The organism is Roseomonas genomospecies 6 (genome assembly GCF_008365375.1).
Classification (GTDB): domain Bacteria; phylum Pseudomonadota; class Alphaproteobacteria; order Azospirillales; family Azospirillaceae; genus Azospirillum.
This window is the reverse complement of record NZ_QOKW01000002.1, coordinates 400,173-418,873: the sequence shown is the minus strand read 5'-3', so window position 1 is coordinate 418,873 and position 18,701 is coordinate 400,173. Positions and strand designations below refer to the sequence as shown.

Below are 18,701 nucleotides of genomic sequence, written 5' to 3'. Positions count from 1 at the left end.
TTCGGAATCATGTGGTTCGAATTTCGGGGCAACTTTCGGAAAGCCGCTACTTGACCTTTGCGTCATCCAGCCATACCCTCGCCGCAAATCAGCTCACCACGTTGAGCAGGGCGAGTTGAGCAGGGCAGGCATAAAAACGAAACAGCAGGGGGCCGCTCGCACCACGGGCGGCCCTTACCTTTTGCAGGGGAGGGGAAGGGAATGGCGGACGCCAAGTTCCTGAAGTTCGACACGCTGAGCCTCCACGCCGGCCAGCGGCCCGACCCGGCCACCGGGGCGCGGGCGGTGCCGATCTACCAGTCCACGTCCTACGTCTTCGACGACACCGACCACGCGGCCTCGCTGTTCAACCTGGAACGGCCGGGGCACATCTATTCCCGCATCTCCAACCCCACGGTGGCGGTGCTGGAAGAGCGGCTGGCGGCTCTGGACGGCGGCGTCGGCGCGGTCTGCACGGCCAGCGGTCAGGCGGCCCTGACGCTCGCCATCATGACGCTGATGGACGCGGGCGGGCACATCGTCGCCTCCTCCTCGATCTACGGCGGCAGCCGCAACCTGCTGGCCTACACGCTGCCGCGATTCGGCATCACCACGACCTTCGTGAACCCCCGCGACATCGACGGCTTCCGCGCGGCCATCCGGCCCGAGACGCGGCTGATCTTCGGCGAGGTGCTGGGCAATCCGGGGCTGGAGGTGCTGGACATCCCGCGGGTGTCGGCCATCGCGCACGAGGCCGGTCTGCCGCTGCTGGTCGACGCGACCTTCGTCACGCCCTATCTGTGCAAGCCGCTGAGCTTCGGCGCCGATCTGGTCATGCATTCCTGCACCAAATGGCTGGCCGGGCACGGTGTCGCCATCGGCGGCGTGGTGATCGACGGCGGCACCTTCGACTGGGAGGCGTCGGGCAAGTTCCCGACACTGACGGAGCCCTACGCCGGCTATCACGGCATCGACTTCGCGGAGGAGTACGGGCCGGCGGCCTTCGTCATGCGCGCCCGCGCGGAGGGCCTGCGCGACTTCGGCGCCTGCATGAGCCCGATGAACGCCTTCCAGATCCTTCAGGGGGTGGAAACCCTGCCGCTGCGCATGAAGGGCCACATCCACAACACCCGCAAGGTGCTGGGCTTCCTCGAATCGGAGGCCTATGCGGAGAACGGCAGCGTCGCCTGGGTCACCCATCCGGAACTGGCCGACCATCCCGACCACCGGCTGCGCGCCCGGCTTCTGCCGCACGGCGCCGGCTCCATCATCTCCTTCGGCATCAAGGGCGGGCGGGCGGCCGGGCGGCGCTTCATCGAAAAGCTGTCGCTGTTCTCCCACCTCGCCAACGTCGGCGACGCAAAGTCGCTGGTCATCCACCCGGCCAGCACCACCCACGCCCAGCTCGACGCCGAGGCGCTCGCCGCGTCCGGGGTGGGGGAGGACATGATCCGCCTGTCCATCGGGCTGGAGGATTGCGACGATCTGATCGACGACCTGCGCCAGGCGCTGCGCGCCGCGACCAAGGCGTGAGGAGGACGCAGCCATGGAACTGACCGTCAACGGCCAGACCGTCTACGCCCACACGGGCGGGCGGCCCTTCGACCCGGCGCGGCCGGCGCTGGTGCTGATCCACGGCGCCGGTATGGACCACACGGTGTGGAGCCTGCAAAGCCGCTACCTCGCCCATCACGGGCGGTCGGTGCTGGCGGTGGATCTGCCGGGCCATGGCCGCTCCGGCGGCGCGCCGATTCCCTCCATCGAAGAACTGGCGGACTGGGTCGCGGCGCTTCTGGACGCGGCGGGTGTGGCGAAGGCCGCGCTCGCCGGCCATTCCATGGGCGCGCTGGTGGCTCTGGAAACCGCGGCGCGGCATGGGAGCCGCGTCGAGTCGCTGGCCCTGCTGGGCGTCGCGGAGACGATGCCGGTGCATCCGGACCTGCTGGCCGCGGCGGCGCTCAACGACCCGTCCGCCATCGAGCTGGTGGTCGGCTGGGGCCACGGGCCGCGCGGGCATGTCGGCGGGGCGGCGGCTCCCGGCCTGTCGCTGGTTCCCGGCGGGCGGCGGCTGATGCAGCGGGCGCGGCCCGGCGTGCTGGGCGTCGATCTGGGCGCCTGCAACGCCTATGTGCGCGGCGGCGCGGCGGCGGCGGCGGTGTCCTGCCCGGCGTTGTTCCTTCTGGGCGGAGTCGATCGCATGACTCCGGCGAAGGCCGGCAAGGCGCTCGCCGCGAAGGTCCGAGGATCGGAAGTCATCCTTCTGTCCGGCATAGGCCATATGGTCATGACGGAAGCGCCGGACGCGACCACGGATGCTTTCGCCGCCCGATTCGCAGCGCTCTGACGTCACTGTTTCTTTCCCGATTACAACCGCGTCATCAATCGTTAACGGATTGCCGTCTTACTGGTCTGTGTCGTGCCGTCGATGCGGAAGGGTGGATTGTGCGAAGTCTTGAACGGTGCGTGCACGCCCTGATGGCGAATTCGGGCGATGTGGTGGCCCTGGTGTCGTGCGACGGACGGTTCGTCGAGGTGGGAGCGGGTTCGCTCCGCGTCTTGGGGATGCCGCCGGAGTCGCTGCGGGGCACGCCCGCTCTGGATTGCCTTCATCCGGACGACCGGGAGGACGCCGCCCGGCGCCTGACGAACCGCGAAGCCGGTGCGCCCACCGGCGCCATGGGACCCTTCGTCTGCCGGGTGCGTCATGCGGCGGGCGGCTGGCGCCATGTGGAGGTGACGGCGCTGAGCCTGCTCGACGACCCGGACATCCGGGGCTTTGCGATCAACGCCCGCGACGTCACCGACCGGGTGGAGGCCGAACAGCGGGCGCGGGCGAGCGACGCGCTGTATCAGACGCTGGCCCGGTCCGCCCCCGTCGGCATCTTCCAGACGGACCGGGAGGGCCGGCTCGTCTTCGCCAACCCCCGTTTCGCCGCCATCGCCGGGCTGGCCCCCGACGCGCTGTCCGGCCATGGTTGGCGCGGTGCCCTGCATCCGGACGACCGCCCGCGGCTGGAGGCGGAATGGGCGCGGGCGACGGCGGAGGGGACGCCGGTGCTGCTGAACCTGCGTTTCTGCGGGGCGGACGGCGGGATTGCCTTTACCCTGTGCCAGGGATCGCCGCTGATCGACCCGGACGGGCGGGTCCAGGGTTGCGTCGGCACGCTGACCGATATGACCGAGTATGTGCGGACCGCCGACGCCCTGCTGGTGGCGGAGGCGCGGACCAACGCCATCGTGGACGCCGCCGCCGACGCCATCGTCACCATGGATGGGGAGGGCATCGTCCACAGCGTCAACCCGGCGGCGGAGGCGATGTTCGGCGTTCCGGCGGCGGACATGCTGTGGGGCCGGATCGACCGGCTCATCCCGGACATCGGGCGGCTGTTGCAGGACGGCGGGCTGGCCGTCTACCAGCCGGGAGGCGAGACCCGCGGTGCCGGGGCCGTGCGCGAGGCCATGGGCGCGCGGGGGGGTGACGGCGCCCGCTTCCCCATCGAATTGTCGGTCAGCGCGGTGGAGACGGGCGGACGCCGGGTCTTCATCGGCATCATCCGCGACATCACCGCGCGCAAGCGGACCGAGAGCGACCTGATCGCGGCGAAGGAGGCCGCCGAGTCGGCGGACCGCGCCAAATCGACCTTCCTCCAGGTCATGAGCCACGAACTGCGGACCCCGCTGAACGCGGTCATCGGCTTCGCCCAGGTGATCGAGATGCGGCTGCTGGGTGGCGGGGAGGTGGACCGCTACACCGATTACGCCGGGTCGATCCGCCAATCGGGCGAGCATCTGCTGGCAATCATAGACGATATCCTGGACATCACGACCATCGAGGCCGGCGGGCTGCGGCTGAGCGAAGGCATCGTCGATCCGTCCGACCTGATGGGGGAGGCGCTGAACCTCGTCGCCATCCAGGCGGGCAAGCGCGGCGTGCCCATCCATATCGAGATGGAGGACGGCCTGCCGCCGCTGTCGGGCGACGCGCTGCGGCTGCGGCAGGTCCTGGTGAACCTTCTGTCGAACGCGGTCAAATTCTCCCGTCCGGGCGAATCGGCAACCATCCGCGCGTGCCGCGGGAAGGATGGCGGCGTCGAGCTTTCCGTCGCGGACGCCGGAATCGGGATCGCGGGAGAGGACATACCGAAGGCGCTGACCCCCTTCGTCCAGGTGGATCAGTCGATGTCGCGGCGCTACGAGGGGATGGGGCTCGGCCTGTCCATCTCCAAACGGCTGGTCGAGGCGCATGGCGGCACGCTGCGCATCGACAGCGCGCCGGGGCAGGGGACCACGGTGACCGTGAGCCTGCCGCCGGAGCGGATCGCGACCGGCTTGGAATGAACCGTTCCGTGCGGACGCGGAAACGGCGCCCCGGTTTCCCGAGGCGCCGTGCGAAGGTCCGGCGCGGTCTTCGGCGCGGTGCCGTTACGCGGCCTGCTGAGTCAGCGCGGGCTTCGGCGCGCTGCTGGTGCCAATTTGAATGGTCCGCGGCTTCATCGTCTCCGGCACCTCGCGCACCAGATCGATGTGGAGCAGCCCGTTCAGCAGATTGGCATTGCCCACCTTGATGAAGTCGGCAAGCTGGAAGCGGCGCTCGAAAGCGCGACCGGCAATACCCCGGTAGAGGAATTGGCCGGTCTCCTGTTCCTTCTTAGCTTTTCCTGTGACCACCAGCGAGTTCTGCTGGGCGGTGATTTCCAGGTCCTCCGGGCCGAAGCCGGCAACGGCCATGGTGATCCGGTAGGCGTCGTCGCCCGTCTTCTCGATGTTGTAGGGCGGGTAGGACGCGGCGGCCTCGTCGCCGGTCATCGCGTTCTCCAGAAGACGCGAGAGGCGGTCGAAACCGACGGTCGAACGGAACAGGGGCGAAAGGTCGTAGGAGCGCATGACATATCCTCCGAAAGAGCGATACAGCGGTCGGGGACCACGATCATCGTCAGTCCCCCGGCTTGCGGTTCCGGCGAACCCCGACTGGGCGTCCGCCTTCACCGCGTCAGATAAGCGAGCGTTCGGGCCGTTCAAGAGGCCGTTTTTCGAAAATCGCCGGACCACGCAACCGCCCGCCACCGGGCCGGAAGCGGGGCTCCACATCCACTCACCGATTGTTAATCAGTTGCGGCGAGGCTCGGAATCGGGCCATCCGGCCGCGGGAGGGGTGCGGCCGTGATGGAAACACCGACCTTCTTCAACGGTACCTATGACGAGACGATGGCGCTGCTGATCGAGGCGCGCAATTACATCGCCTATCATGATGCCGTCAGCCACCGCGCGCTGCCGCCGCATGTCCGGCTTCAGATTTCGTACGAATCGATGCGGGTGACCAGCCGCCTGACCCAGGTCATGGCCTGGCTTCTGGCGCAGAAGGCCGTCCATGCCGGGGAAATGTCCCGCGAGCAGGCGGCGGGCGACGATTTCGCCCTGTCCGGCGGCGAGATCTGCACCGATCCCTCCGGTCCCGACAACGAGGAACTGCCGGAAGGTTTGCGCAGCCTTCTGGAGCGCAGCCACCGGCTCTACATGCGGGTCGCCCGGCTGGACGAGCGCGCCCGCGACGCCGTGGCGATGGTTGGCTGACGCGGTTCCGGCGCTGACGCGGTTCCGGCAAAGCGCGCAAACACGAAAAGGGCGCCCGGCGAACCGGACGCCCCTTTTCGTTTTGCGGACGAAGAAGATTACTTCTTCAGGCCGAAGTTCGCGAAGCGCTTGTTGAACTTGGCGATCTGGCCGCCCGTGTCCAGCAGCTTCTGCACGCCGGTCCAAGCCGGGTGCGACTTCGGGTCGATGTCGAGGCGCAGCGTATCGCCCGGCTTGCCCATCGTGGAGCGGGTCTTGAACGTGCTGCCGTCGGTCATCACCACGTTGATCTCGTGGTAGTCGGGATGGATATCAGTCTTCATGGCCGGGGTTCCTGCAAAGCGAGCGCGGTCTATAGCAAAGCGGGCGGCATGATGCAACCGCGTTCCTTTGCCGGGAAAGCCCCCGGGTCTGAATGGCCGCCGTTCCGGTAGAGCGCGGCATTATTCACCACAGAGACACGGAGGCACAGAGGATTCGGGCGCCGGAAAGCCAAGCCTCCGAGCCGGGGCGCCACAGGCCGGTTCTCCGTGTCTCCGTGTCTCTGTGGTTCAACCGGCAATCGAGCCGCGCCTTGTTCGAGGGGAACCGCCTCGCTATATGCCGGCTTTGCCCCCGTGCATCGCCTGCACGTCGTCCCGCCGTCCGTCCTGCCGCTGGGGAGCCCCGGTGTCCCGTCACTTTTCGAAGTCCGTACCGGTGTCCGAAGGGACGCCCTCCGCCGCGCCGCGCCGCCGCAACCTGTCGCCGCTGCGCCGGCTGTTTCCCTTCCTGTGGCCCTACCGGCTGCAAATCCTCGGTGCCGTCCTGGCCCTGACCGTGGCCGCCGGGACCGTGCTGGGGCTGGGGCAGGGGATGCGGGTCCTGGTGGACCAGGGCTTCGTCGCGGGCGATTCGGCGCTGCTCGACCGGGCGCTTCTGGTCCTGCTGGCGGTGATCGTGCTGATGGCCGCCTCCACCTTCGGGCGCTTCTATCTGGTGAGCTGGATCGGCGAGCGGGTGGTGGCCGACATCCGGCGCGCCGTCTACGGCCATGTGGTGAAGCTCTCCCCCGGCTTCTTCGAGACCACCAAGACCGGTGAGATCCTGTCGCGCCTGACCACCGACACCGAAGTGCTCCAGGGCGTGGTCGGCTCTTCCGTCTCCATCGCGCTGCGCAATCTGCTGATGTTCGTGGGCGGCACGGTGATGCTGCTGGTCACCTCGCCGAAGCTGGCGGGGCTGGTCTTCCTGGGTGTGCCCGTGGTCATCCTGCCGATCATCGTCATGGGCCGGCGGGTGCGCGCCCTGTCGCGGGCCAGCCAGGACAAGATCGCCGATCTGGGCTCCTTCGTGGAGGAGACTCTGGGCGCCATCCGTACCATGCAGGCCTACACGCACGAGGCCATCGACCGCAGCCTGTTCGGCGCGCGGGTGGAGGACGCCTTCGCCACCGCGCGGCGCCGGGTGACGGTGCGGGCCATCATGACCGTGATCGTCATCGTGCTGGTCTTCGGCTCGGTCGGCCTCATCCTGTGGATCGGCGGGCACGACGTGCTGGCCGGGCGGCTGACGGTGGGGCAGCTTTCCGCCTTCGTCATCTATTCGGTGGTCGTGGCCGGCTCGGTCGGTGCGATCAGCGAGGTGGCCGGCGACCTCCAGCGCGCCGCGGGCGCGACGGAGCGGCTGTTCGACCTGCTGGACACCGAATCGGAGATCCGCGCCCCGGCCAGCCCGCTCGCCCTGCCGGAGCCGCCGCAGGGGGCGCTGTCCTTCCGCGACGTCCGCTTCCACTACCCGTCGCGCCCGGACTGGGCGGCGCTGAAGGATTTCTCGCTGGACATCCAGCCGGGGGAAACGGTGGCCCTGGTCGGCCCGTCGGGCTCCGGCAAGTCCACGGTGTTCCAGCTTCTTCTGCGATTCTACGACCCGCAGGCCGGGACGGTGGCCCTGGACGGCGTGGACATCCGCGAGGCCGATCCGGTGGAGGTGCGGCGGCGGCTGGGCCTCGTGTCGCAGGACCCCGTCGTCTTCTCCGCCAACGCCTGGGAGAACATCCGTTACGGACGCCCCGACGCCACCGACGAGGAAGTGCTGGCCGCCGCCGAGGCCGCCCACGCGCTGGAATTCCTGGAAGCCCTGCCGGAGGGGCTGGGCACCTTCCTGGGCGAGAAGGGCGTGCGGCTGTCCGGCGGGCAGCGCCAGCGCCTGTCCATCGCGCGCGCCATCCTGCGCGATCCGCCGGTGCTGCTGCTGGACGAGGCGACCAGCGCGCTCGACGCGGAGAGCGAGCGCATGGTGCAGGACGCGCTGGACAAGCTGATGACCCGGCGCACCACCATCATCATCGCCCACCGGCTGGCCACCGTCCTGAACGCCGACCGGATCGTGGTGATGGAGCAGGGGCGCGTCGTCGCCACCGGGCGGCACGCCGATCTGGTCCGCGAGGGCGGCCTCTACGCGCGTCTCGCCGCTCTCCAGTTCGATCAGGCGGCGGGGGAGAAGGGGCTGGTCGGGGGATAGGCCGCTCCGGCCTTTTCCGGAGCTCCTTTTCCGGAACTCGGCCCGGCGGGCGGCGGTTGTCCGTCCATGTCCACAGACTCGGCACACCTCCATTCACCGGCGGCAACCACGGCTGAGCTTCCTTGGGCAGGGCTTCCCTGGGCGGGGTATCTGCTGGGCTTCGGCCTTGGCGGCTTCTTCGATGGGATACTCCTGCATCAGGTGCTGCAATGGCACCATCTGCTGTCGGCGGTCGAGTCATCCGCCGTGCAGGACATCCGCGTCCAGATCCTGGCGGACGGCCTGTTCCACCTGATGATGTACATCGTGGCGGGCGGCGGTCTCTGGCTGCTGTGGCGCAACCGCCGCGCCTTCGCCGGACCGGGGGTGGACCGCCGGCTGTTCGCAAGCGCGCTGATCGGGTTCGGCGTCTGGCACATCGTGGACGGCATCCTGTCCCACTGGATTCTGGGCATTCACCGAATCCGCATGGACGCGGCGAACCCGCTGGTCTGGGACCTGCTGTGGTTCGTCCTGTTCGGCGTCGTCTTCGTCGCGGCGGGCTGGTGGCTGCGGCGTGGCGGAGGAGGGGCGGGCTCCGGCACTGGCCGCGCCGCGCCGGTCGCCTTGACGCTCGCGGTCCTGGTCGCCGGCCCGGTCGCCGCCTTGCCGCCGCCCGGCGTGACCACGGTCATGGTGCTGTTCAAGCCGGGAACGACTCCGCCGGACGTGTTCGCCGCCGTCGCGGCGGTGGACGGGCGGACCGTCTGGCAGGACCCCTCCGGCCAACTCTGGGCCATCGACCTGGGCGAGGGCGGCAACCCCATGGCGTTGTACCGGCATGGTGCCCTTCTGGTCAGCAATGGGCTGCTGCCGACCGGTTGCTTCGACTGGTTCCGGACCTGAGACGCCGGTTTCCCGTCAGACCACGCCGAGGCGGTTCAGCGTCGGCAACCGCAGGCGGGTGAAGCGGTCGAAGCGGGCGCGCAGCTCCGCAAGATTCGCCTCGTCGCCGTCGAGACGTTCGCCGTCGCGCGACAGGGCGAGGCCGTCCGCCGACAGAGCCTCCCAGGCGGTGGCCGCGGGGTCGGCGCCGGTGCGCCCGGCCAGGAGGAACAGCGCCTCCAACCGCGACACCGCCACGCCGGAGCCGAGAAGGGGGGAAGCCAGCGTGTCCAGCGCGTCGCTGCGCCGGTTGCGCTCCAGAACGGCGGCGTTGAAGCGGTCGGCCTGGAGCGCGCGCGCCGCGTGACAGGCCTCGGGCAGGGCGGGGGAGACCAGCGCCAGACTGGTCAGGATCATCAGCGCGCGCAGCACCGCCTCCTCCCCATGCGATTTCAGGGCGGGGAGGGCGGCCAGTTCGGCCAGGGTGGGCGTGCCGGCGGCCAGCGCCTCGGCCAGCGGGCCATGCAGATCCGCCGGCAGGGGAACGCGCCCGACCGGCGCAAGAACCACCTCCGGCAGATCGTCCGGCGGCACCAGAAGGGCGAAGCGGGTGGCGCGCAGCCGCTCCCGCCGCTCCGCCGCGGTCAGCCGCTCCGCTCCCTTCACGAACAGGTCGCGGCGGAAGGCGCGGTTGGTCAGCAGATCGCGCAGGGTTTCGCGATAGGCCGGGTCGCGCGCCTCGGCCAGCAGGGGCATGGCGTCCGGCGGCAGGGACAGCTCGTCCATCTGCTCCATCGGGACGGCGGGGCCGGCGAAGTCCAGCTTGGCGGCGGCCAGTTCCCGCGCCACGTCGGCGTGGTAGAAGGCGGTCCAGTCGCGATTCAGATACTCGTGGGCGATGTAGTTGGGCGACTTGCGCTTCAGCGAATCCAGGCGCCCCGGCAGCGCGTCGGCCTGGGCGAACCAGCCGGCGTTGAGGGCGGTCAGGCGGCTGGCGAAGGCCACGGCCTCCTCGATCCGCTCCGGCAGGGGGCCGGTGCGGTCGGCGCAATGCTCCACCAGGACGCGGCGCAGCGGCATGTAGGCGAGCGTGCCGGGCAGGGCGTTGTAGCTGACGAAGACCAGCCCGCCGGGCTTCAGCCGCCGCTTCAGGACGTCCACCAGGATCGCCCGGTTCTCCGCACTGACCCAGGACCAGACGCCGTGCAGCGTCACGATGTCCAGGTCCTTGGACTCGCGGCGGGCGTAGTCGGCGAAGCTTTCCTCCAGGAAGGCGGCGTTGGTCAGCCCGGCCTCGGCGGCCAGACGCTGGGCACCGGCGATGTGGCCGGGGTTGAAGTCCACCGCCTCGAACCTTGCGTCCGGATGGCAGCCGGCCAGCACGGCGCTGCTCACCCCATGGCCGCAGCCGATCTCCGCGCAGGCGAAGGACCCGGAAAGCTCCACCGGAGAGCGCCAGCCCCGCAGGGTCAGCGCAAAGGACAGCAGGGCCGGTGACAATTCCCGGTAAAAAGCCTGGATGTAGCCGATCCCGCCCACATACCCCTCGGTCCAGCCCTGCATGATCCCCGCTCCTCCGCCGTCCGCCGCTGAGGAAGGGTGATAGCGCCGGCCTTGGGAGCCTGTCAAAGAAGGCGGTCAGGAAGGCCCATTGGAAGGGTGGATGCGGAGCCGGAACGAGCAGTGCAAAAAAATGCGGCCCTATCCATTTTGGTATCGACAAGCCCCGGACCCTTCGTTATAAACCGCGCCACACCGGCCGGGACGACGGCTTGGCCGGACAGGAACCCTAGTCGATACGGTCAGGCGCTCCCTGACGCAGAGACGATGGCTCCGGTGCCGGTGTGAACGCGAAGTGATGGGCGCATAGCTCAGTTGGTAGAGCAGCTGACTCTTAATCAGCGGGTCCAAGGTTCGAGTCCTTGTGCGCCCACCATCACTTTCCGGATCGAAAGGGACCGCTCCCAGGCCCCTCTCACGCCGCCGGGTGCTTCGGTGTCCCGATGGGAATGGGCGCATAGCTCAGTTGGTAGAGCAGCTGACTCTTAATCAGCGGGTCCAAGGTTCGAGTCCTTGTGCGCCCACCATTCCCTCCTAGCGGTAACAAATCGATGCACACAAAAAGGCTGCCCTCGGGCGGCCCTTTGTGCGTTCGGCTTTGTGCATTCGGGGGATCAGTCCGGATCGGCTCCGGGGCGGCGGGGGACGAGCAGGTTGGCGGTCATCTGCTGCACCGTCTCGCCGTTCTGATTGAAGGTGGTGGTGCGCACGCGGGCGATCCCGCTCCCGGGGCGCTTGGCCGACGCCCGGACCTCCAGGATTTCGCTTTCGATGCGTAGCGTGTCGCCGGGGCGGGTGGGTTTGGGCCAGCGGATGTCCTCCACCCCCATCCCGACGAAGCCGCCGGCCAGGGCGCCGTCGCCCGTGACGATCATCCGCATGGTCAGCCCGGCGGTGTGCCAGCCGCTGGCCGCCAGCCCGCCGAACAGGCTGTCCTTCGCCGCTTCCGGGTCGAGATGAAAAGGCTGCGGGTCGAACTGGCGCGCGAAGGCGACGACGTCCTCCTCCGTCACGGTCACGGGGCCGCCGGTGAACCGGTCGCCGGGAGTCAGATCGTCGAGATAGCGCATCGGCCGTCGTCTCCCGTGGCTGGGTTTCCCTGTCGCCCCTGGGTTAACCTTTGGCGGGCAGGAACGAAAGCGATACCTGCCACGTAAAAATTGCAAAGCGGGCGGGAGCCAAAACAACGGCGCCGCAGGGCGTGCCTGCGGCGGTCTGTTCCGGTCGGACGGCGAACGGGAAAACGCCTACTCGGCGGCGGTGCTGGCCATGCGGCCGCGCACGGACGGCGGCGGCTGGTTCCCGCGGTAATCCTGCAGCCGCGTGGCGCGCAGGCCCCGCATGCCATGGCTGTCGATCAGCCGCTGCCAGGACAGGAACTCTTCCACGGACAGGGTGTAGCGGCGGCACGCTTCCTCAAGGCTGATCAGCCCCGAGCGCACGCCGGCCACGACCTCCGCCTTGCGCCGCATGACCCAGCGCTTGGTGTCCGGAGGGGGAAGATCATTTTCCGTCATCGGCCGTCCTGCTGGACCGATGACCGACGCTCCACTGGAGCCATCGTCGCTCAATTCAAGCTCGCGAGATGACATGCGCGGACGCTCCACCATCAGCAGTGTATTCCACGATTTGGTGGTAACCTACCCCTTCTCCGCTTAACAAAAGCCTAAACGATAGGGTTAATGTTTTAAGCATAAAAGGCATGGCGCACCGGCCCGTCGGGACCCGTGCGCCATGCCTTCGATGTGCGCCCGCGATGGTGTCGGCGGCGTCAGTAGACCTTGGTGAGTTTGGAGAGCGGAACTTCGACGGTGCCCACGCTGACCACCGTTTCGCCCTCCTTGTTGGAGCCGATGCCGTTGACCGTGCCGAAGGTGAAGGGGGTCGCCTTGATGATGTCGTCCTTCTTCTCGGACGCCGGGGCGATGTTCAGGCGGTACTGGCCCGGCTGGACGGCGTTGCCGCCGTCGTCCTTGAAGTCCCAGTTCACGACATGCTTGGTGCCGGCGGTGGTTTCGCCGGTCATCGACCGGACGACGCGGTTCTTGCTGTCCAGGATGTCCACACGCACCGACTTGGCGGACTTCTCCAACTCATAGGCCAGCGGGGCCGCCGTCATGCCCTGGGTGTAATCGAAGCTGTCGCCCTCGAAGGTGACCGTTCGGCCCAGATAGGCGAGGTTGGTCGAGTTGGTGGAGGCGTTCTGCAGCTTCAGAAGCTTGTCCAGGCGGCTGTTGGTCCCGATGTTCTGCTCCACGTTCGCGAAATCGACCAACTGCTTGGTCATGTCGTTCGTGTCCATGGGCTTCAGCGGGTCCTGGTTCTGCATCTGCGTGGTCAGCAGCTTCAGGAAATGCTCGAAATTGTCACCGAGCCCCTTCACCGCGGTGTCGAGCTTCTGCTCGTCGGCGGTCTTGGTGGTCTTCGCAGTGGTGTCCGTCTTCGTCTTCGTCTGGTTCAGGTTCCAGCTGCTGCCGTAGTCGGTGTTGGTGGTGGCCATGGTCGTCGTCCTTCGCTGGAATGGCTGCGGCTGGTCTGAATCAGGCTTGGATGTCGACGCGGCCTGGGGCCAGCGTCAGCGTGTAGGCGGCCTGCGCTTCCTCCACCTCGCCCGTTCCGCCACCGAGGCCTCGGCCTCGGCGGCCCGAGCCGCCCTGCCGTCCCGAGTCCTGGAACGACTGGCCGCCTTCGCCGCGCAGACTGAAGTTGAGGCTGTTTCCGTCCGCCTTCAGTCCGGCGTCTTGCAAGGCACGTTCCAGATTGCGGCTGTCGCGCTGGAGAAGTTCGAGGGTCTGGGCCTTTTCCACGGCGACCGACGCGGTGACCCGCCCGTCCTGGCCGAACTCCAGCTTGATGTCGATGCGCCCGAGTTCGGCGGGGCGCAGGTTGATGGTGAACTGGTCGTTGCCGTCCGACACGTTCCGGCTGATATGGACGGCCACCTGCTCCTGCACGCCCATCGGGAGTCCGGCGGACCCGCGGGAGGGGCGAAGCTGGGCGGTAGTCATCCCGGCCTCGACGCCGCCCGTTGCCCGTACACCCTCGATCCCGGCGAAGACCGGGTGGGTGGGGGTGGAAGCGGAGGGGTGGGCGGCGTTGTCCGGAAGCGGCGCGGCTTCCGTGGCGGCGGCGCTCAGGAACGCGCTTTGCCCGGCAGGCTTTGCCGGGTCGGCAACCGGTGCCTGCGGGGCCGGGGGCTGCATCGTGGCGGCGTTGCCGTTGGAGTCCTGGTTGCCGCGGCCGCCCGCGCTGGCCCCGGCGTCGCCATCCGCCCCGGTCCGGTTTGCGCCCTTGGCCTTGGCCGCGGCGAGGTCCGTCAGGTTCTGCGGCAGCGGCGCGCTGTCGTCGTTCGGCACGTCGGCGAAGGGGAGGGCGCCGGAGGCCAGCGCGTCGGCGGTCTTCACCGGCTTGTCCTTGGCGGCAGCGTCCTTGGCCTCGGCGTGGGGCGCCGGCTCTTGAGCGTGCGGGCCGTCCGCCGGGAGGGGCGGCGCCGGCACGGCATCGCCCATCGTCGGGGGCAATTCCTGAACCGGCTTGGTTGTGGCCGCGGTCTTCACCGATTCATCGGAGGCGGCCTTGGCCTTTCCGTCCTGATGAGGGGCGGCGGATGCCAGGGCGGCGGCCAAGCCGGCTTTGGCGGCCAAGTCGGCTTCGGCGGCCGAGGGAGCGTCCGCACCATCCGGCGGCGTAGCCTCGACCGGGGCCGTCGCGTCGCTCGCGCCGCTCGCGCCGACGGCGGCGGCGTCATCGCTCTTGTCGGCGCCACCATCCGGCGTGCCGATGGCCGCCGGTGCGATGGCCGCCGGTGCGATGGCCAGCGACAGAGCGGCCTCCACGTCGGTCAGGGTGGTGGATTGGTCGGCGGTGACCAACTCCAGGGTAGTCTCGGTCACGGTGACGGTCAGGTCGAGGATCACCGCCTCGCGGCTCCCGTCCTCCGCGGTTTGACTGCCGGTACCATCCTGAGCGGTTCCTTCGCCCGTCGCACCGCCGGTTTGCTCCGGTGGAAGCTCCTCCCCCGTGTCGCGCCGGCTGGTGGCATCGGCGGCCGTCGGCTGGGCGGCAGCGTCTTCCTGCGCGGCCTTGGCGCTGGCAGCCTTCGCGTCCTTCGATGCGGCGTGGTTTGCGGCGGCCTCCCGCCGTTCGGTGCGTGCCGCGTGTGCGTCCTCGCCGGCCTTGGCCGCGTCGGACGCGCGGGCGTCCCTGCGTTCGGCGGCGTGCTCGGCGGCGCGTTTGGCGGTGCTCTGGGGGGCGGTGCTCTGGGGGGCGGCTTCGGAGGATTGGCGCGGCTTGGCCGGCTCTGCGCGGATGGGTTCGGGGCGGGGTGGCGGGTTGCGCTCCGCGGCCTTGCGATCAGCGGTCCGGTTTGCGGCGGCTTGATCGGCGGCGTCCGCCGCGGCGTTGCGCCGCTCCAGCGCCGCGGCCTCCGTCTGGGCCTGATCGCGCTTGCGGGTGGCGGCCTCGCTGATCAGCCGGTCCACCATGGAGGCGAACTTGTCGCTTCGCGGGGCCGTGCTCTGGCCGGGGGAGGTCTGGCCCCTGACCAGGCTTTCGAACGCGGACGGCGCGATGTTCGTTTGGATGGCCATGGAACGGATTCCCCGAAGCGGACAGATGCACCCATCCGGAAGCAACTAATGGGCCAGTTCGAGACCGGCGCCGGCATGTCCACCCGCCATCCCATGCCCGGCAGTTCCGTCCGCCGGGCGGCAATTTCCGCCGGGTGCCCGGCGCTTCTTGCCGGACCCGGCAACGCCGAAGGGCCGCCCGGTCGGACGGCCCTTGCTGCGAACTCCAATGACGCCCGCGGAGGCGTCAGAGCCGGGTGTTCAGCGTGGCGGAGGTGGCCGGCCCGTGGGACGGCGCGATGTAGGTCGCGCGTGGCGGAACGGGGGCGGTGCCATAGGCGACGGTGGTAACCTGCCGGGCGCGGTTGATGGCGCCGACCACCGTGTCCACCAGGATCTTCTGCGCCGCGCTGTTCCGGCGCAGCGCGTCGGCGTTGGCGGCGGACGCCTCGTAGAGCGCGCGCGTGGCCTCGCGGAGCTGGGCCTTGGTCTCGTCCGGCAGGGCGGTCATGCCCTCGCGGTCCACGCGCAGCAGGCGCGACACCTCCTCGTAGACCAGCATCATCGGCTGCTTCTCGCGCGCCAGCCGGGCCAGCTCGGCGCTGGAGCAATGGCGCATCACCGCCTCCGTCTCGCGGACCAGATGGGCGCTCAGCCGGCCCATCAGCTCGACCAGCGCCAGGGCGCGCTCCTCGGCGTTCTTGGGCAGGTTGGCGGTGGGAGCCTTGGACGGCTGCGGGAAGCGGACGTCGACCTTATCCATGATTGCCCTCCTGTGCGCGCAGAAGCTCGCGGTAAACCTGATCGGCGATGCCGAACCCGCCGCTGCGGGACATCTGCTTGCCGTATTCGTTGGTGAGCATGGAGCGGAACATCTCCTCGCCATGGCCGCCGCCGAAGGTCTCGTCCACCTCGATCCCGTCGAACATGTGCCCCAGCATCTGGGAGACGAAGACGCTCTCGAACTCGTTGGCGGACTGGCGGAGCTTGGCGCGGATGGCCGGGTCCACCCGGCTTTCCGCCGTCTTGGGATCGGCCAGATCGGTCCGCAGCGCCGTCCGGAAGCTCGCCTGGGCGCCGGGCTGGGCGTTGGCCTGGGCGCGCTCGGCGGCGGACGGCAGGCGCGGGGGCGGAAGGCCGGGAAGGGAAAGCGCCGTATCCATCAGATCACCTCGATCTCCGCTTGCAGGGCTCCGGCGGCCTTGATCGATTGGAGGATGGCGATCATGTCCCGCGGACCCACGCCGAGCGCATTCAAGGATTGTACCAACTCCTGGAGCGTCACCCCGGAATTCATCACGGCGAGGCGGTTGTTGGACTGGTCGTCCACCTGGATGTCGGTGCGCGGCACCACTGCGGTCTGGCCCTGGCTGAAGGGGCCGGGCTGGCTGACCTGCGGCGTCTCGGTGACGCGGATCGTCAGGTTGCCCTGGGCGATGGCGACGGTGGAGATGCGGACGTTCTCGCCCATCACGATCACGCCGGACTTTTCGTCCACGACCACGCGGGCGACCTGATCGGGGGTGACGCGCAACTGCTCGATCTCGGTGATCAGGCCGACGATGTCGCCGCGCCGCGCCTCCGGAACGCTCAGCAGGACCGAAGCCGGATCGGTGGCCTGCGCCCGGTTGCCGCGAAGCTGGATGTTGATGGCCGTCGCCACCCGCTGGGCCGTGGTGAAGTCCGGGTTGCGCAGCGACAGGCGCAGCACCGGCAGCTCGGCCAGCGTGAACTGGATCTCGCGCTCCACGATGGCGCCGGAGGAGATGCGGCCGGAGGTGGGAACACCGCGCGTCACGCTGGCGCCCTGGCCCTGGGCGGAAAAGCCCGACACCGCGATCGGCCCCTGGGCCACGGCATAGACCTCGCCGTCGGCGCCCAGCAGCGGGGTGACCAGCAGCGTGCCGCCCAGCAGGCTCTTCGAATCGCCCATCGCCGACACGGTGGCGTCGATGCGCGTGCCCTGGGCGGAGTAGGGCGGCAGGGTCGCCGTCACCATCACCGCCGCGACGTTCTTGGTGCGCAGGTTGGTGCCGCGCGTGTTGACGCCCATCCGCTCCAGCATGCCGACGAGGCTCTGCTCGGTGAAGGGCGAGTTGTTCAGGCTGTCGCCCGTCCCGTTCAGGCCGACCACGAGGCCGTAGCCGATCAGCATGTTGTCGCGCACGCCCTCCACATCCACCACGTCCTTGATCCGCGCCGACGAGGCCGATGCCGGCATCGACAGCGCGAGCAGCGCGGCGGCAAGGGCGGCCAGCATCGCGACCGCGCGGAGCAGAGCGGCGGCGCGGGGCAGGACGGCGGGATGCAGCGTGGTGGCGGTCATGGCGGGGACACTCCTGGACGGCTGTCCCTTCCTATACAAACGGCGTGCCAGAGCGGCTGGCGGCAGGCGACGGGCAGGAACGGCAAGCGGAAATGGCCGCGCGGATGAAGAAGGCCGGAAATTGGCACCGCGTCCGACCGCTTTATGTCACGCAAACGGGGCAATTTTTGCCCGATTGCGGCAAGCCTTGACCAGATGTTAAGGTGCTTCCATCTAGAGTGTCGCGCTTTTCCGAAACCGGTTGCACGGAACATGAAAGTCGAAGGCCCCGGAAATCTTCGCGGCAGCAGCTCGGTCCGGCGCACGGGGAAGGCCGAAGGCTCGTCCGGTGCGTCCTTTTCCAAGCAGCTCGTCGGCGAGACCAACAACGCGCAGGGCGTCCATGCCGCGGCACCGCTGGCCGGCATCGCCAGTGTGCTGGCGTTGCAGGAGGTGGACGACGCCACGGCCCGCGCGTCCCGCGGGAAGATGCGCGCCGAAGAGATGCTCGACAAGCTGGAGGAGATCCAGCACGGGCTGCTGGCCGGCACGCTTCCGGCGCAGAAGCTGATGGACCTCGTGAAGGTGGTGCAGTCGCGCCGAGTCCATGTGGACGACCCGCGTCTGGCCGACATCCTGGACCAGATCGACCTGCGCGCCCAGGTCGAGCTGGCGAAGCTGACCCCCTGACCCTCCTTTCCGGCCTCGCCGCCCGTTCCCCGGGCCATAGGACCGGCTTTTCGGCATCGGCCATCCGGCCATGGCCGGGCGTTTCACAAAACTTTGCTTCTCCAAGGGCTTGTTCGCGCTTCGATAGGCAAAGCGCGGGGTTGCGGTTGCTGTTGCGCCTACCTATACTCCGCGCCGCCCGGATCACCCTTTTGCGTTGGATGCTCTCGGATGTCGTCTCCGCTTCTGCCTAAGAACTACACCCCGTCGGAAGACGAGGAGTTCATGAATCCCGTCATGCGGGAATATTTCCGCCAGAAGCTTCTGCGCTGGCGCGCGGAGCTGCTGGCCGAATCCAGCGAGACCCTGAGCAGCCTTCAGGAAGGCGGCATCCAGGAACCGGACATCGCCGACCGCGCGTCGGCGGAGACCGACCGGGCGCTGGAACTCCGCACCCGCGACCGCGAGCGCAAGCTGATCTCCAAGATCGACGCGGCGCTGGAGCGGTTGCAGGACGGCTCCTACGGCTATTGCGAGGAAACGGGGGAGCCCATCTCCGTCCGCCGCCTCGACGCCCGCCCCATCGCGACGCTGAGCCTGGAAGCCCAGGAACGGCACGAGCGCATGGAGCGCACCCAGCGCGACGACTGATACGGCGGGCCCCTTCCGCGTACCGGACAAGC

Annotated in this window: 18 protein-coding genes and 2 tRNA genes; 10 read left to right on the top strand and 10 right to left on the bottom strand. The window is 69.0% G+C overall.

The genetic code is table 11. The annotated features are described in order from the left end of the window. The first annotated feature begins 201 nt into the window (after positions 1 to 201). The 3 genes from DS843_RS04425 to DS843_RS04415 all read left to right on the top strand — a co-directional run bounded on the left by DS843_RS04425 (position 202) and on the right by DS843_RS04415 (position 4,317). Positions 202 to 1,512, top strand: coding sequence for an O-acetylhomoserine aminocarboxypropyltransferase (locus DS843_RS04425; protein WP_149467674.1), 1,311 nt, complete (start codon positions 202 to 204; stop codon positions 1,510 to 1,512). 13 nt (positions 1,513 to 1,525) lie between these two features. Further along, the gene (locus DS843_RS04420; RefSeq protein WP_149467673.1) at positions 1,526 to 2,323 is read left to right on the top strand and encodes an alpha/beta fold hydrolase; all 798 of its coding nucleotides are present in this window, start codon (positions 1,526 to 1,528) and stop codon (positions 2,321 to 2,323) included. Between the two features lie 131 nt (positions 2,324 to 2,454). Beyond that, the gene (locus DS843_RS04415) at positions 2,455 to 4,317 is read left to right on the top strand and encodes a sensor histidine kinase (protein WP_149467672.1); all 1,863 of its coding nucleotides are present in this window, start codon (positions 2,455 to 2,457) and stop codon (positions 4,315 to 4,317) included. A gap of 84 nt (positions 4,318 to 4,401) precedes the next feature. Here DS843_RS04415 and DS843_RS04410 read toward each other — a convergent pair whose 3' ends face one another. Then, on the bottom strand, positions 4,402 to 4,863 hold the full coding sequence (locus tag DS843_RS04410; protein WP_149467671.1) for an Hsp20 family protein: 462 nt from the start codon (positions 4,861 to 4,863) through the stop codon (positions 4,402 to 4,404). 279 nt (positions 4,864 to 5,142) lie between these two features. Between DS843_RS04410 and DS843_RS04405 the strand changes: the two genes are divergently transcribed. Then, positions 5,143 to 5,550 (top strand): DUF1465 family protein, encoded by a 408-nt coding sequence (locus DS843_RS04405; protein WP_149467714.1) that lies wholly within the window; start codon positions 5,143 to 5,145, stop codon positions 5,548 to 5,550. Positions 5,551 to 5,648: 98 nt separating this feature from the next. Here the strand turns inward: DS843_RS04405 and rpmE are convergent, their stop codons facing one another. Then, positions 5,649 to 5,873, bottom strand: coding sequence for a 50S ribosomal protein L31 (gene rpmE, locus DS843_RS04400; protein WP_145626362.1), 225 nt, complete (start codon positions 5,871 to 5,873; stop codon positions 5,649 to 5,651). 376 nt (positions 5,874 to 6,249) lie between these two features. On the opposite strand from rpmE, the gene DS843_RS04395 reads away from it, so the two are divergent. Both DS843_RS04395 and DS843_RS04390 read left to right on the top strand, forming a co-directional pair. Then, a complete protein-coding gene (locus DS843_RS04395) occupies positions 6,250 to 8,052 on the top strand; it encodes an ABC transporter transmembrane domain-containing protein (RefSeq protein WP_286191926.1) in 1,803 nt (600 codons plus the stop codon). A 66-nt stretch (positions 8,053 to 8,118) separates the two neighbouring features. Further along, positions 8,119 to 8,937, top strand: a complete 819-nt coding sequence (locus DS843_RS04390) for a DUF2243 domain-containing protein (protein WP_149467669.1) — start codon at positions 8,119 to 8,121, stop codon at positions 8,935 to 8,937. Between the two features lie 15 nt (positions 8,938 to 8,952). Here DS843_RS04390 and DS843_RS04385 read toward each other — a convergent pair whose 3' ends face one another. Then, on the bottom strand, positions 8,953 to 10,479 hold the full coding sequence (locus DS843_RS04385) for a class I SAM-dependent methyltransferase (protein ID WP_149467668.1): 1,527 nt from the start codon (positions 10,477 to 10,479) through the stop codon (positions 8,953 to 8,955). Positions 10,480 to 10,776: 297 nt separating this feature from the next. Here DS843_RS04385 and DS843_RS04380 point away from each other — a divergent pair. Together DS843_RS04380 and DS843_RS04375 are read left to right on the top strand one after the other, a co-directional pair. Beyond that, positions 10,777 to 10,852 (top strand) — tRNA-Lys (locus tag DS843_RS04380). A 75-nt stretch (positions 10,853 to 10,927) separates the two neighbouring features. Continuing rightward, positions 10,928 to 11,003, top strand: a tRNA-Lys gene (locus DS843_RS04375). An 87-nt stretch (positions 11,004 to 11,090) separates the two neighbouring features. Here the strand turns inward: DS843_RS04375 and DS843_RS04370 are convergent. From DS843_RS04370 to DS843_RS04340, 7 genes are all read right to left on the bottom strand, one after another. Further along, entirely contained in the window at positions 11,091 to 11,546 is a 456-nt protein-coding gene (locus DS843_RS04370) for a MaoC family dehydratase (RefSeq protein WP_149467667.1), read from the bottom strand. A 177-nt stretch (positions 11,547 to 11,723) separates the two neighbouring features. Further along, positions 11,724 to 12,068 carry a CtrA inhibitor SciP gene (gene sciP, locus DS843_RS04365; RefSeq protein ID WP_149467666.1) on the bottom strand — a complete coding sequence of 115 codons (345 nt, stop codon included), beginning with the start codon at positions 12,066 to 12,068 and terminating at the stop codon, positions 11,724 to 11,726. A gap of 179 nt (positions 12,069 to 12,247) precedes the next feature. Next, a complete protein-coding gene (locus tag DS843_RS04360; RefSeq protein WP_149467665.1) occupies positions 12,248 to 12,976 on the bottom strand; it encodes a flagellar hook assembly protein FlgD in 729 nt (242 codons plus the stop codon). A 40-nt stretch (positions 12,977 to 13,016) separates the two neighbouring features. Next, a complete protein-coding gene (locus DS843_RS04355) occupies positions 13,017 to 15,065 on the bottom strand; it encodes a flagellar hook-length control protein FliK (RefSeq protein WP_149467664.1) in 2,049 nt (682 codons plus the stop codon). 226 nt (positions 15,066 to 15,291) lie between these two features. After that, on the bottom strand, positions 15,292 to 15,807 hold the full coding sequence (locus tag DS843_RS04350) for a flagellar basal-body protein (RefSeq protein ID WP_149467663.1): 516 nt from the start codon (positions 15,805 to 15,807) through the stop codon (positions 15,292 to 15,294). After that, positions 15,800 to 16,207: a rod-binding protein gene (locus DS843_RS04345; RefSeq protein ID WP_149467662.1), complete on the bottom strand. Its 408-nt coding sequence runs from the start codon at positions 16,205 to 16,207 to the stop codon at positions 15,800 to 15,802. The genes DS843_RS04350 and DS843_RS04345 overlap by 8 nt, the downstream gene beginning before the upstream one ends. Further along, the gene (locus DS843_RS04340; protein WP_149467661.1) at positions 16,207 to 17,370 is read right to left on the bottom strand and encodes a flagellar basal body P-ring protein FlgI; all 1,164 of its coding nucleotides are present in this window, start codon (positions 17,368 to 17,370) and stop codon (positions 16,207 to 16,209) included. Before DS843_RS04340 ends, DS843_RS04345 begins: the two co-directional genes overlap by 1 nt. Positions 17,371 to 17,622: 252 nt before the next feature. On the opposite strand from DS843_RS04340, the gene DS843_RS04335 reads away from it, so the two are divergent. Beyond that, positions 17,623 to 18,039 carry a flagellar assembly protein FliX gene (locus tag DS843_RS04335; RefSeq protein WP_149467660.1) on the top strand — a complete coding sequence of 139 codons (417 nt, stop codon included), beginning with the start codon at positions 17,623 to 17,625 and terminating at the stop codon, positions 18,037 to 18,039. 210 nt (positions 18,040 to 18,249) lie between these two features. Next, complete coding sequence (gene dksA / locus DS843_RS04330; protein WP_035675009.1) at positions 18,250 to 18,669, top strand: RNA polymerase-binding protein DksA; 420 nt, start codon at positions 18,250 to 18,252, stop codon at positions 18,667 to 18,669. Positions 18,670 to 18,701 lie beyond the last annotated feature (32 nt).